The 14,874-nt window shown below is 37.4% G+C and carries 11 protein-coding genes; all 11 read right to left on the bottom strand.

The annotated features are described in order from the left end of the window. Positions 1-86 precede the first annotated feature (86 nt). The gene (ftsA, locus tag QGM71_RS04610) at positions 87-1,367 is read right to left on the bottom strand and encodes a cell division protein FtsA (protein WP_327606329.1); all 1,281 of its coding nucleotides are present in this window, start codon (positions 1,365-1,367) and stop codon (positions 87-89) included. A 248-nt stretch (positions 1,368-1,615) separates the two neighbouring features. Then, complete coding sequence (locus tag QGM71_RS04615; protein ID WP_327606330.1) at positions 1,616-2,425, bottom strand: cell division protein FtsQ/DivIB; 810 nt, start codon at positions 2,423-2,425, stop codon at positions 1,616-1,618. 175 nt (positions 2,426-2,600) lie between these two features. Next, positions 2,601-3,713: a stage V sporulation protein E gene (gene spoVE / locus QGM71_RS04620; protein WP_407702986.1), complete on the bottom strand. Its 1,113-nt coding sequence runs from the start codon at positions 3,711-3,713 to the stop codon at positions 2,601-2,603. Positions 3,714-3,801: 88 nt separating this feature from the next. Next, complete coding sequence (gene murD, locus QGM71_RS04625; protein ID WP_327606331.1) at positions 3,802-5,151, bottom strand: UDP-N-acetylmuramoyl-L-alanine--D-glutamate ligase; 1,350 nt, start codon at positions 5,149-5,151, stop codon at positions 3,802-3,804. Beyond that, entirely contained in the window at positions 5,148-6,134 is a 987-nt protein-coding gene (gene mraY / locus QGM71_RS04630; protein ID WP_327606332.1) for a phospho-N-acetylmuramoyl-pentapeptide-transferase, read from the bottom strand. The genes murD and mraY overlap by 4 nt, the downstream gene beginning before the upstream one ends. 41 nt (positions 6,135-6,175) lie before the next feature. Beyond that, positions 6,176-7,540 (bottom strand): UDP-N-acetylmuramoyl-tripeptide--D-alanyl-D-alanine ligase, encoded by a 1,365-nt coding sequence (locus QGM71_RS04635; RefSeq protein ID WP_327606333.1) that lies wholly within the window; start codon positions 7,538-7,540, stop codon positions 6,176-6,178. Between the two features lie 5 nt (positions 7,541-7,545). Further along, the gene (locus QGM71_RS04640; RefSeq protein WP_327606334.1) at positions 7,546-9,018 is read right to left on the bottom strand and encodes a UDP-N-acetylmuramoyl-L-alanyl-D-glutamate--2,6-diaminopimelate ligase; all 1,473 of its coding nucleotides are present in this window, start codon (positions 9,016-9,018) and stop codon (positions 7,546-7,548) included. A gap of 173 nt (positions 9,019-9,191) precedes the next feature. Then, on the bottom strand, positions 9,192-11,123 hold the full coding sequence (locus QGM71_RS04645; protein ID WP_327606335.1) for a stage V sporulation protein D: 1,932 nt from the start codon (positions 11,121-11,123) through the stop codon (positions 9,192-9,194). A gap of 120 nt (positions 11,124-11,243) precedes the next feature. Beyond that, positions 11,244-13,499: a penicillin-binding transpeptidase domain-containing protein gene (locus QGM71_RS04650; RefSeq protein WP_327606336.1), complete on the bottom strand. Its 2,256-nt coding sequence runs from the start codon at positions 13,497-13,499 to the stop codon at positions 11,244-11,246. A gap of 17 nt (positions 13,500-13,516) precedes the next feature. After that, positions 13,517-13,891, bottom strand: coding sequence for a cell division protein FtsL (ftsL, locus tag QGM71_RS04655; RefSeq protein WP_327606337.1), 375 nt, complete (start codon positions 13,889-13,891; stop codon positions 13,517-13,519). Beyond that, a complete protein-coding gene (rsmH, locus tag QGM71_RS04660) occupies positions 13,891-14,868 on the bottom strand; it encodes a 16S rRNA (cytosine(1402)-N(4))-methyltransferase RsmH (protein ID WP_327606338.1) in 978 nt (325 codons plus the stop codon). Before rsmH ends, ftsL begins: the two co-directional genes overlap by 1 nt. Positions 14,869-14,874: the final 6 nt, after the last annotated feature.

Genomic DNA, 14,874 nt, shown 5'->3' on the forward strand with positions numbered 1-14,874 from the left:
AGTTCTAGAAGCTAATTTATAAAAAATATTATCCAAAAGCAGTATGTATTCAGCTTTTGAACTCACATTATAAAGGAAACGTCTGTTTAGTCAAAAAAATATTTAAACAAATTAGCCATTCCAGATTCTTTTTTCTTTTTTTCTTTGTTTTCATTAGACTTTGGTTGTTTTTTTGTTCGTTTTGGCTTTTGTTCGTGTGTATTAATAATTACAGATGGAAATAATTCTTTTCCTTGTATTTTCGCATTACGGTAGGCAAATTGCAAGATTCCTACTCCTGCTGTAAACTGAGGTTCCCGAACACCTATGTAATCAGGAATAGCAATTCTGACATTTGAACGGAATAAATCTTGTGCCAGATCTAAAACACCCGGCATTGTCATTGTGCCACCTGTTAAAACATAACCACCAGGTAGTTCATGGTAACCCATCCTTCTGATTTCCCTATCAGCAAAAGCAAAAATTTCTTCCATTCTTGCTTCAATCATATCAGAGATTTGCAGCTGGTTATAGCTTTGCTTCGTATTACTTCCTATCATAGATACTTCAAAAGTTTCATCTTCTTGTGCATTATCATAGAAAGCATGTCCATAGTTAAGTTTAATGTCTTCTGCTTGTTCGGTAGAAGTTCTGAGTCCTATGGATAAATCCTTAGTAATATTATCTCCACCAAGGCTAACGACACTGGTAGATATCAGATGATCATTTTCAAATATAGAAACAGTGGAACAACCACCACCAACATCAATAAGTGCTACTCCCATATTCTTTTCATCTGGTGATAAAGCAATTGTGCCTGCAGCAAGTGGCTGTAAGCAGATATCAGATACTTGAAGATTGGCCCGTTCTACACATTTCAAAATATTATGAAGAACCGTTTTAGAGCATGTAATAATGGTTCCTTCCATTTCCAAACGAACACCAATCATACCTCTTGGATCAGTAATTTCTTCCAGTCCATCGACAATAAATTGTTTAGGTATTACATCAATGATTTCGCGTTCTGGTGGAATGGAGACTACTTGTGCTCCATCAATCACTCTAGTAATATCTTCTTCACCGATTTCACGATTTTCACTTTGAACAGCTACAACGCCATGACATGGCTGCATTTGGATATGATTCCCATTGACACCAACAACTACACGATCAATTTGCATGCCTACCATGCGCTCTGCCTGTTCAATTGCAGTTCTGATTGACTGGACTGTCTGATCAATATCGACAATCGCACCCTTTTTCATCCCATTGGATTTTGCAGATCCAACTCCAATAATGTTCAGTGAGTCATTCAATACTTCTCCAATAATCACTTTGATTTTTGATGTACCTATATCAAGGCTTACTAGTACTTCACTGTTGTTCAAAGAAAGGCACCCCCTATTTCAGAAGCATCTGATCTGTTCAGATGTTTACTTCTACTTCTATTTATATACTAATAATCTAATATATTATAGGAAATTACCAAAAAAAGAAATTAATACAGGTAATTTCGCAAAAATCGACCACCATTTTAAGTTAAGTTAAGATTGTGTACAGATAATTAGTGTTCCATTTACTGGTGACACCATACGTTTCGTTTAGAATGCAATATATATGACTTTCTTCCAGACACTTAATGCAATTCATCAGAATCCTCTTCCTCTATTTCCCTATCTATTCCCGGATCACTAGTCTCGCTGTCAAACGATTCAAAGTAGGCCCCCACCCCAATGTGGATAATTCCACTGCTGTTTGGTTCGAGTTGAGAAACGATTGAAGGATAAACTTCCATTCGATCGGCAAAATTCCTGATCGTTCCTTTTACCATATATCCATCGTTCATATACAATACTATCTTATTTTTGTTGTCCTCCGATGGTGTCCAATAAATCTCTGAGATTAAGTTTAAAATATTACCGGGTAATTTTTGAAGTTCGTCAGTCATCCTATGTAAATACGCTTCATCAGAAAAATCGGAAATTAGAGGTGCTTCCCCATTAAAGGTGTTTTGCCCAACATTACTCAGTACTGTTCCATTTCCAAGAACAGGATAAAACTTATTCTCATCACTAATATACCCAACAAGGTCATTTTCTGATAAATGTATTTCTATGGTCCAAGGAAGTTTTCTCTCTATTTCTACCGAATTTATAATCGGATTACTCTCTATGGCTGCTATTATAGCAGCTTTGTTTATTGTCCAAATATTCGTAGTTGTGGTTAATTCACTTTTGTTGATAACTTCTTCTTCTGTATAGAACGAATTTCCGGTTACATTAATAGTCTTGATATGACTTAATGGTGATTGCAAGTAAACAATGATTGATATTAAAAAGAAAAAAATAGATAGATAGAATATCAAACGTCGGTTTGCCTTCTTTTTTCGGGCTTGTTTCAGCTTTGGAATTCGATCCTCTATCGAAACAACTTTCTTTTTGCTCATCTCCATTTCTTCCTTTATAACAAATTTCACAAACTGAAGCGCTAATTTTAGACACTTATTAGTTGTTATTTGAATTATATCATATAATACCCCTAAAGATGTAGTATACAACGTCTAGAATACTAACTTTTTCATATAAAAATTTCCCAATAAACAAAAAGTTCTTATTGACTTGCTAAATTCTTGAATATCTACTAATATTTAACAGAATACCCACTGAACAAAGTGTTAAGGTCAGAGAAGACCCACCATAACTTAAAAATGGTAACGTAATACCAGTCACCGGGATTAAACCTATGACTACACTGATATTTATCATTGCCTGTATCGCTAGCATTGAAACGACTCCAAAAGCCAGGAACCTTGCAAAAGAATCTGGTGCTTCTAATGATATTTTTATCCCACGCCACAATAAAAGTAAAAATAATCCTATCACAACCGTACCACCTATAAAGCCAAGTTCCTCACCTAAAATAGCGAAAATAAAGTCCGTTTGGGGTTCAGGCAAATAGAAGTACTTCTGCAAACTTTCCCCTAATCCGAGTCCCATTAAACCTCCTGGTCCTATTGCATATAAAGACTGAATTATTTGAAAACCATCCCCCAGTGGGTCCTCCCATGGATTTAAGAATGCAGTAATACGGCTAATACGGTAGGGAGCGGATAAAATAAGAAACACAAATCCGGCCAGCCCAATTGCTGCTAGTCCAAAAAAATGCAATAGCCGTGCGCCCGCTACAAATACCATTAGCATACATGTTAGTACCAGCACCATTCCAGTCCCTAAATCCGGTTGTAACATAATTAAGCCAAATGCGGTAAAAATTAAAATGATAGATGGGAAGAAGCCTTTTTTAAAGGATATAATATATTTTTGATTCGAAGATAAAAATGCCGCTAAATAGATAATTAAACCAAGTTTCATAAATTCTGAGGGCTGTATACTGAAAGCTCCAATTCCGATCCAGCTTTGTGCTCCTCCACGTATCATACCAATACCTGGTATTAACACAAGAAATAACAGAACAAAGCAACTAAACAATAATAGCTTGGCATATTTTTGCCATACACTATAAGGAACTTGCATAACAAACAGCATTGCAATAACACCTGCACCTGCAAAGAGCAGCTGTCTTTTTAAGTAATACAATGTATCCCCAAACTTGTAATCTGCCCACACATAAGACGAACTGTATACCATGATTACACCAATAATCAGTAAAGTGAAAATGGCACCTAATAACAAATAATCAGGCGCACTTTGGTCCTTTTGTATTTTTTGAAACAAAAAAACACCCCTTTTCTTTAAGTATAGACAGGGGCGCCTTTTGGGAAATAGCCATTTTAATGAAGTAGTGACCGTGTAAACAAGCCCCCTACACTAGTGTATGCACAGCTTGAATAAACATGTCTCCTCTTTCTTCAAATGTACGATATTGATCCCAGCTTGCACATGCCGGGGAAAGTAAAATTACATCATTTGCATTTGATATAGCATACGCTTCCTCTACAGCATGCTGTACATCATCAGCCAATATAATACTATCTATTTTTGCTGCCTCCCCAAGGGTTTTTAACTTAGCTGCTGTTTCTCCAAATACTACCATTGCTTTTACATGTTTAACATATGGTAATAAATCTGTAAATTCATTACCTCGGTCAAGACCACCAGCTAAAAGAATTGTTGGTTGCTCAAAAGACGAAAGTGCCTTCTGAGTTGCTAAGATGTTAGTAGCTTTAGAGTCATTATAAAATAAACGACGGTTAATTGTGGTGACGAACTGCAACCTGTGTTTTACTCCAGTAAAAGAAGTTAGTACTTCTCGAATGCCTTCATTTGTGGCTCCGCTTAATTTTGCTGCAGCTATTGCAGCTAGAATGTTTGCTAAATTATGCTCACCCACTAAGACAATTTCTTCAAGATCAATAATCTTCTCATCTCTAAAATAAATGCTTTCTCCATTCGACCATACGCCATTCTCCAGTTTATTTGTAACAGAGAACGGCACCTTATTAGATCTGGCTTTCTTTACAGCTTCTACTATAGTTGAGTCGTCTGCGTTATAAACCAAATAGTCATCATTACTTTGATTTTTGAAAATATTAAATTTTGCCTCTTGGTAATTGTCCATTGTTTTATGATAGTCCAAATGCGCTTCGAATATATTTAACAAAATAGCAATTTTCGGTCTGAATTTCTGAATTCCTGCTAATTGAAAGGAAGATAATTCCAATACAAGATTTTCATCTTCTGTCAGGGTTTGGGCAACCTCGGCAGCGACGACTCCAATATTACCTGCTACTTTTACTGACTGAGCACTTTTTAGGAGCATGTCGTTTACCAATGTTGTTGTGGTAGTCTTGCCATTTGAACCGGTAATTCCAATGATCGAACCTTCAGCCAATTGACCAGCTAGCTCAATTTCAGTAATAATTGGTATATCTCGCTTTTGTGCTTCTACCAACAGAGGGTTATCATATGGAATACCAGGGTTTTTAACAATAAGCTCCATGTTATCTAAAACAAAAAGAGGATGGGAGCCAACCACGATTTCAGCACCCATCTTTTTTAAATCTTCGACCATTACATCATCTTCATTCGCACTTACGTCATTCACACGCACTTGCTTTCCGTTAGCTAATAATAACCTGGCTGCAGCAGAACCACTTCTTGCCAAACCTAAAACCAGGATTCGTGAATAAGGTATATCCAGTAATTTTGTCAACTTAAGCCCACCTCGATATAGATGCCAAGAGCGGCAAAAATAAGTCCAATTAACCAGAATGTAGTAACTACCCGCCATTCAGACCAGCCTAACAATTCATAGTGGTGGTGGAGTGGACTCATTCTAAATACCCTCTTACCAGTTGTTTTAAAAGAGATAACCTGAATAATAACGGATAACGTTTCAATAACAAAAACTCCACCTATGATTACTAAGATTATTTCCAGTTTTGTTAAAATAGCAACTGCAGCGATCGCGCCTCCTAAGGCTAAAGATCCCGTATCACCCATGAATACTTTAGCAGGGTGTGCATTGAACACTAAAAAACCAAGCAGTGCGCCAACACTGGCTAATGCAAAAATGGTAACTTCATTTTGTGGGAAACCGTACCAGGCCAAAATCGCAAATGCACCAAATGCTATAGCAGCCGTTCCAGCCAACAGACCATCAAGACCATCGGTTAAGTTAACTGCATTTGAAGCACCTACCAGCATAAATATAATTAAGATTGCATAACCCCAACCTAACTCCCATTGTATGTCTGTTCCCGGAATCTGAATGGATGTTGGAAAGTCCTGACTTCGTAGAATAAAATAAAATACTAGTGCAATAAAAATTTGTCCAAGCATTTTTTGTTTAGAGGTTAATCCAAGGTTTCTTTTCATTGCGACCTTAATAAAATCATCAAGGAATCCCAATAGTCCATAGCCAATTAAAACAAAAATCAGTAACCAAAGTTCATAACCGATACTCCCGGGATTCACTTTACTTACCATTATTATTGACGTAATAATAATACTGAATACTATCATTACCCCTCCCATTGTTGGGGTTCCCGTCTTTTTCAAATGAGATTGTGGTCCTTCTTCTCTAATGCTTTGTCCAAACTTTAAACGTCTTAAAAATGGGATAAATATTGGAGATAAAAGGACGGTAATCAGAAATGCTATAGCTATTGTAATTAATAACACAGATATATTCACTACTATTCCTCCTCATAAAAACCGTCCACACAAATTATCAATTATGATGAAATAATTTCTTTGATAAAAGATTCGAAATGCAGACCTCTTGATGCCTTAAACATTAATAGTGTATCTTTATTTAAATGATTTTCCAATTCATGTGCTAATTCTTTTCTAGTTGTAAAGTGCTTGCTGTTAATAGTAGCATTTTTCTTTTTTACCGTAGATGCAATATGCGCTGCTGCTTCCCCGAAAGTAAATACAGCCGTAACTGGATGCTCTATTTTTGCTGCAACCGAGCGGTGCATTGACTCAGAATGTTCGCCTAATTCCAATATGTCACCAAGAATTAGAATTCTTTGTTTGAATCCCTCCATTTGCTTAACAACTTCAATAGCTGCTTTCATGGATGTCGGAGAGGCGTTATAAGCATCATTAATGATAGACACATCATTAATGCCTTTCTGCAGCTCAAAACGCATGGAAGTATGCTCAAGTGACTCTAATGCGCGCCTTCTTTTGTCCGGAATAATTGCCAATTTATCCGCAAGTGCAATAGCATAGGTTGCATTTAATGCATGATGTCTTCCCAATAGTGGAATAGTATAAACATTATCCCCGGATAATTTAAAGCGTGTTTGCTTAAGCTCGATCTCCACTTGTTCGATAGCTATATCATTAGCTGGATTATAACCACATGTTATAACATTATCCTGTTTGTGCAGTTCCATTAAAAGGTCTTCATCACCATCTATGATGATAATCCCGTTTTCCTTTAACCCGTTTGTTATTTCTAATTTTGCGTTAGCTATACCTCGTCTGGAACCCAGAAATTCTATATGCGACTCACCAATATTTGTAATGATGGCATAATCCGGTTTTGCTAATCGCGACAGTAGATCAATTTCTCCAAAATTACTCATCCCCATTTCCAGTACTAACATTTCTGTGTTTCTGTTCATGGATAGAATAGTTAATGGCAATCCAATGTGATTATTAAAATTTCCTTTTGTATAATGCGTTCGATACGTAGTTTTCACTAAAGCCGCAACCATATCTTTTGTAGTCGTTTTACCGTTGGAACCAGTAATACCTACTACAATCGGGTTTATTTCATCCCTGTAGCCTGCTGCTAAATGCTGTAAAGCTGTTAATGTGTTTTCTACATAGAATACTGGAAGATCAGGTGATATAAAAGCTGGTAAACTTTTGCCCTTTCCCCACATGATTGCTACCGCACCATTATCAATGGCCTGTTTTACATAATCATGCCCATCAAAATTTTCTCCTATAATTGGTACAAATAACCCATTTTCAGTTTTAACTCGACTATCCGATGTAACTTCGTCAATCGCAACTTCCTCTTCTGCTCTTCCACTAAATTCAGTAAATAAACCAGTGATCCACTTAGTTGTAAATAACATCATCACTACCCCTTAGACTTGATCGCATCTCGTGCGACTTCACGGTCATCAAAATGGTTTTTAACAAGGCCTACTTGCTGGTAAGTCTCATGACCCTTTCCAGCTATTAATACAATATCATCTTTTTTTGCATGCTGCATTGCATAGTTAATTGCTTCTTTACGATCAACGATTACTTTATACCTGTTTTCCATATTATCTAAACCATTTATCATATCATCTAAAATAACATTTGGGTCTTCTGTTCTTGGATTATCAGAGGTAAAGATAGCAAGATCAGCATACTTAACAGCTATTTGTGCCATTAACGGGCGCTTTGTTCTATCACGGTCGCCACCACAGCCAACTACTACGTATACTTTATTTTTTGCAAACTCCCTTATCGTATCTAATACATTCTCTAATGAATCAGGTGTGTGTGCATAATCGACAATAACCCCATAGGATTGACCAGCATTTACCGGCTCAAACCGTCCGTTTACGCCGGTGATACTCTCTAAAGCCTCTTTAATTACTGTTAAAGATATATTGGAAGCAATCGCAGCTGAACTTGCAGCAAGCATATTATAAATATTAAACATTCCTATTAATTTACTGTTAATACCAATATCTCCTATAGGTGTTTTCAGGTTAAAAAATGTACCCGCTGCATCCAGCTTAATATGTTCAGCCATGACTTGTGCAGTATTTTTACAACCATATGTAATTACATGCTGTGCTGTACTTCTTTTTAATTGTGAACTCGAAGGATCATCTTCATTAATAACTGCAAACTTCTTAGCTTCACCATTATAGTTATTCCCTAATTGGGCAAACAACAGACTTTTCGCACGCAGATAATCATCTATATTCTTATGATAATCCAAGTGATCTTGTGACAAATTGGTAAAGACGGCTATATCATAATCGCAACCATAAACCCTGCCCATATCCAGTGCATGCGAGGATACTTCCATAATCACTTGATCAACGTCTTGATCAAGCATTGATTTAAACGTTTTTTGTAAAAGCAATGCATCAGGTGTAGTGTTGTTTACTGGGTATTCATCTTCGCCTATTTTCATATGAATTGTCCCAATTACACCTGTCTTTTTCTTATTCTGATTGAAAATGGTTTCCAATAGATACGTGACTGTTGTTTTACCATTTGTTCCAGTAACCCCTATCAACGGGAGTTGACTGGTAGGGTAGTTATAAAACTTAACTGCCAGCATAGCCAGTGCGCGGGAGGTATCTGGTACGATTATAACAGGTACATTTGATTCGACTTGCTTTTCAGCGATGATTGCGACTGCACCTCTATCAGTTGCCTGGTGCACATAATTATGTCCATCAACGGTAAAACCGTTAATACAAACAAAAAGGTTATCAGGAACAACTTTACGAGAATCCATCTCAATATTATTAATTTCTATTTCATTAATTGATGAGCTTACCTCATAAAATGGTAAGCTTGATAGTACTTCTTTTAATTTCATGTTTAACATCCTATCTTAAGTAATATCCCACATATGTATTCTGGTTCAGAACATTTTTTAAGAGGGTGGTTTTCACCCTCTTTAATTTTTATTGCTGATGATCCTTTATGCGAGTATATTATTATCCACAGTTATGATTATTTGCTTATACATTATAGCAAACTTCATCCCTTTTAACGATTATTTTCTGTTAAATAAATTCTTAATTTCGAACCTTGTTCAACTTTGGTTCCTGGTTCAGGAGCTTGGTCAATAATGTATTTACCTTCCCCGTTTGCTTCAATCGATAAATTTGTCATGTACTCCGACAGTTCATCCTTTGACAACCCAATTAAGTCAGGAACTTCAATTTTGGGTTCATCTGGCCACAAGTAATCTTTTTCCATACCATCAGTCCTCGGCTCTACCTCCATTGCTCGCAAACTGTCGCCAATAATCGTTCCTACCAACGGAGCTGCCACTACCCCACCGAACTGCAAGGTATCTTTAGGATTATCTACCGCAAGATATACCACTATTTCCGGATCATCTGCTGGAGCGAAGCCAATGAATGATACAACATAATTGTTTTCCATATATCGACCATCCGGCCCCACCTTTTGTGCAGTACCTGTCTTCCCCCCTACTCGGTATCCATCCACATATGCTGGTCTACCTGTTCCTTCGGCTACAACACTTTCTAAAGCATCTCGTATTTCTTCCGAAGTTGCTTCTGATATCACCTTTTTCTTCATTTTAGGTTCATAGACCTTTACAGACTGCTCTGTTTGCGAATCTATCCATTCCTGCGCTATATGGGGCTCGTATAAATACCCTCCATTTACAGATGCTGCCACAGCCATTACTTGTTGAATTGGTGTTACAGAAACACCTTGGCCAAAAGCAGTAGTTGCTAACTCAACAGGACCAACATTTTCAGGCTTAAATAATATTCCATTTCCTTCTCCTTGCAAATCAATTCCCGTTTTTTTACCAAAACCAAAATTATTAATATACGTAAATAGCTTTTCTGTTCCTATGATTTGTCCCAGATTTACAAATCCGGGGTTACACGAATTTTGTACAACTTCTAGATACGTTTGATGCCCGTGCCCACCGTTTTTCCAACAATGAAGATGAGATCCACCAACTTCAATATGGCCATGGTCATGGTACTTATCCTCCTCCAAATCAACCAAACCTTCCTCTAGCGCAGCTGCCAGCGTAATAATCTTGAAGGTGGAACCTGGTTCATAGGTACTCCAAATTGGTAAGTTTCGGTCGAATATACTAGATTCTACTTCCTGATAATTTTCCGGGTGAAAGTTAGGCCTTGTGGACATCCCTAACACTCCACCTGTTTTTGGGTTTACTGCAATAGCAAAAGCCCCATCAGGGTTATACTTTGATACTGCGAAATCCAATTCACGTTCCAGAATGGTCTGAACCTTCGAATTTATCGTGGTCTTTAAATTATAGCCATCCGTTGGTGCTGTATAGTTGTCAGCAAGGCTGTCCAATCTTCTTCCCTTTCCATCTGAATAAAAGGAAAGACTACCCTTCTCGCCACTAAGCTCTTCATCATAATAAAGTTCTAATCCCATTAGTCCTTGATTATCAATTCCAGCAAACCCTAATACATGTGATAGATAATTCCCATAGGGATAGTGCCTTTTAGAGTCTTTAGCTAAATAAATACCTGCTATATTAAGTGACCTTATTGCTATTTCTTGTTCTTCCGATATCTTCATCCCTTCCGGCCGAAGTGAAACACTCATCGTATTTTTTGTAATTTCATCATATATCTTATCGACAGAGACATCTAAGATTATTGCGAGCTTTTCTGCAGTTTCTTCTGGTTCCTGGATTTGTCTCGGCACGGCCACAATCGATGGGGCTGTAACATTTTCGGCTAATATTTCACCATTCGTATCCAGAATCTGACCCCTCTCAGGTTCGAATACAATATCTCTTGTCCAAAGTTCGTTCGCTTGCTCCATTAGTTGATCACCAATAACAAACTGGACATACCCCAGTCGTATATCCATAACAGCAAATATTAGTAATCCAAAAAGAAAAACAGTAACTATTCGCTTTTTAACCGTAACAGTGGATACCCGTTTCATATTCCATCCCCTTTTCATAGGTAGGCTTGTATTCACTATATGAGTTAATAAAACTGAATAGAACACTGTTTATCATTAAAAAAGCTGTTGAATTTTCCGTACAAAGATTAGGTAATCGTATCACTCCGGCTCATCTTCGTCTTCATCCTCTTCCTCTAAATCATTTAGTATTTCATCATTGTTTTCAGAATCCAAGCTTTCATTTGGTGGCAATAATTCGACCCCTAGCTCATCCTCTTTTTTAACAGGAGTACCCTCTTCAACATTTTGTTTAACAACATAACCTCTGCCAATGAGCTCTGTTTTTAATTGCAATAAATCTGCCAATTGAAGCACATCACGCATAGACCAACCGGTAATATTAGGCATGAGAGGTTTATCAGTCACCAATATAATGCGGTCAGTAGGTAAAACTTCTGCTCCCTCTTCCATATTGGACGAGACAATATTCCCTTTTCCCACCACAGTAACGTTAAGTCCTTTTTCGGTTAAAGCTTCCTCTGTCACAGCTGCATCTGTTCCAATCAATTTTGGTATCTTGGTATTCTCAACAGCTTTATTTTCACCTTTATCAGGATTGATATTTAAGTAGTGCAGGCTATTTTCCATAACATTTCTAAAAATAAAAGAAACGGGTGATGATCCTGCCTCATTAGCTTTTAACTTCGGTTGCTTAACAGATACGTACATCATTAATTCAGGGGCATCGATTGGCGCCATTCCGAGAAATGAAAATATATAGTTTTCTCTACCTTCTAAATATGGTGTTGAACCAGCCTCAGAATTTGGTATTTCAGCTGTACCTGTTTTTCCGCCGACCGTATAGTCATCAATTTGATACATTTTCCCAGTACCTTTTTCTCCATTGACAACAGATTCCAATAACTTTAGAGTCTGCTCTGATGTTTCTTTTGAAATTGGTTGTCCAACAACATGAGGTGATTTTTCCTCAATGACTTCCCCTGAATTCGAATTCATGATTTTCTTAATTACATATGGCTGCAGCATCTTCCCTTCATTCGCAATTGCAGTTGCAGCTTTCATCTGTTGAATTGGAGTTACCGTGCTTCCTTGACCAAATGAGGTTGTTATTTTTTCTAATGGCCAATTATATAGGATCTGTCCCGCTACTTCACCAGGTAAATCTATTCCAGTAACTTCATCGAGATCAAAGGCTTTCAGGTATTCTAAGTATTTCTCTGTTCCTATTTTTTCCCAGGCTAATTTAGCTGCAGCAACATTCGATGACCGTTCGAATCCTTCATTGTAGGATATCGTACCCCATCCCTCACCTCTATTATGATCACGAATAGAAGTGATTTTTTCATTTGGACGATAGCTGCCGGACTTATAACCTTCATCTCCATTATAAACTCCTTCTTCAATAGCAGCTGCCCATGTAAACATTTTTACAGTTGAGCCTGCTTCAAAAGGTGTGGAAATGACATCATTGTACCAATTTTCAACATCCGCTGGGTTATTCGGATTGTAACTCGGTCTGTTGCTCATAGCAATAACTTCTCCCGTTTTGGGATTCATCACGATAGCAGTCATGCGATCTGGACTATATTCTTCATCCACCTGTGATAGTGTATCTTCAAGCAACGTTTGTATTTTTTGATCAATAGTAAGATGAACGTCATCGCCGTCCTTAGGTTGCGTAATGACTTCATGCGGGTTTAATAGCTTTTTGTTGTATTTATCACGTTGAAAAGAAATTCGGCCATCCTCTCCACTTAATAAATCATCCATTTCATTTTCTATCCCTGTGACACCTACGATATCTCTTGTTACAGTCCCATCTTCTTGTTCTTCCTCTGTTTCCCTGGCAAACCCAATAATGTGGGAAGCGAACATGCCATTTGGGTAATAGCGGATCGCTTCTCGTTCAAAATTAATGCCTGGTAGATTTAATTCTGCAATCTCATCTCTTTCTTGCTGGGAAAGCTCTCTTCCTTCTTTCCCGAATTCTACTTGAAATCTTTCATTCTTAATGCCGTTTTCAATTTTGGTTACTATTTCACTAGATTCAATATCTAAAATAGGAGCCAGCAAATCCGCAGTTCTCCTCGGATCTACTACGTGCTTCGGCTCCTTTGAATTTGTAGAATAAGATTCCTTAACGATGGCATACATTCGATAAGTTGACCTGTCGTATGCTAATGGCATTCCATTATTGTCAAATACTTTTCCTCTCTCAGAGTTCAACTTATAAGACGCAGTTCTTTTTTGTTCTGCCCATTCCTCTAGTGATATATTATTTATTTCCCCAGTCGCCTGGATATACAAAAATCTACCTGTTAGAACCAGAAAAATACCAACAAAAAATACAATCAATATACCAGCCATGAAGTGAGTTGTCTTATTTTTTTTCATAACCACGTACCCCTCGGTTAATTGTTAAATGCGTGTACTTGTTTAACTTCAGCATCTTGAATTTTTAAACCGTTATCTTTAGCAATTTTAGTTATTCTTTCCGGGAGACTCAGTTCTTTCATTTCGAAAGTAAGTGCCTCATTTTGTAACTGTTGCGTTTGAACAGTTTGTTCTAATTGCTGTAGTTCCCTATTTAATGTATCTGTGGATGAAGAGAAGGAGACTATGAAGATGCCAGCGATGATTAAGCATGCACCAATAAGTGAATAAATTGCCTTTTCGCCTTTTGTAACCCACCCCTGTTTCTGAACCTTTACAGTAACTTTTTGTTCTTTATTTGGGGAATGTTGTGGTCTTGTTTGCTGCCAATTCCGCGCGTGATTTGCACTCATTATTTCTTCCACCCTTCTTCATAGGTAAATTCTTCTGACCATTGATTTACTTTTTCAATAATACGTAATTTTGCTGAACGAGATCTGCGATTAGCTTCTAATTCCTCAGTATTCGCTACAATTGGTTTTCTCGTAATCAATTTAAAAGGAGCTTCATGATCTTTCGGCACTATCGGAAGATTCCTTGGCGTTTCCTTAGCAGTGCTCCAAGTCTTAAATGCTTGTTTACACAACCTGTCTTCTAACGAATGAAAGGTAATTACTACAATTCTTCCGCCCACATCAATTGATCTGGCTGCTTGATGAAGGGCATCATTAAATGCTGCAAGTTCATCATTTACAGCGATCCTCAGTGCTTGAAAAATACGTTTTGCAGGATGCCCACCTGTTCTTCTTGCAGGAGCAGGTATCCCTTCTTTGATTAAATCGACTAGTTGATGTGTAGTATTAATTTCTTGTGTTTTTCTAAACGCCTCAATCTTTCTGGCTATTTGTTTTGAAAACTTTTCTTCACCATATTTGAAAAAGATGCCTACTAGTTCACTATATGACCATGTATTAACAATTTCAAAAGCCGTTAATTGTTGGGTTTGGTTCATTCTCATATCAAGCTGCGCATCATATTGATAACTGAATCCTCTTTCGCCTCTATCCAATTGAGGTGAAGAAACACCTAGATCGAACAGTATTCCATCAACACGACTAATATTACGGGATTCGAGTTCCTGTTCGATACCTCTGAAGTTTGAATGAATGAAAGTAATACGGTCTTCATATGATTTCAACCGTTTCTTAGCTGCCTCTAGGGCATCCAGATCCTGGTCAAAAGCTACCAGCAGTCCATTTTCATTTAATTGAGACGCAATTTGTTCTGCGTGCCCGCCACCACCGACTGTACAATCTACATATGTACCGTTAGGTTTTATTGCTAATCCATTTATCGTTTCATTTTTTAATACACTATAATGATCAAACATAATAAC

It is taken from the genome of Virgibacillus tibetensis (assembly GCF_036026595.1).
Lineage (GTDB): Bacteria > Bacillota > Bacilli > Bacillales > Amphibacillaceae > Virgibacillus_P > Virgibacillus_P tibetensis.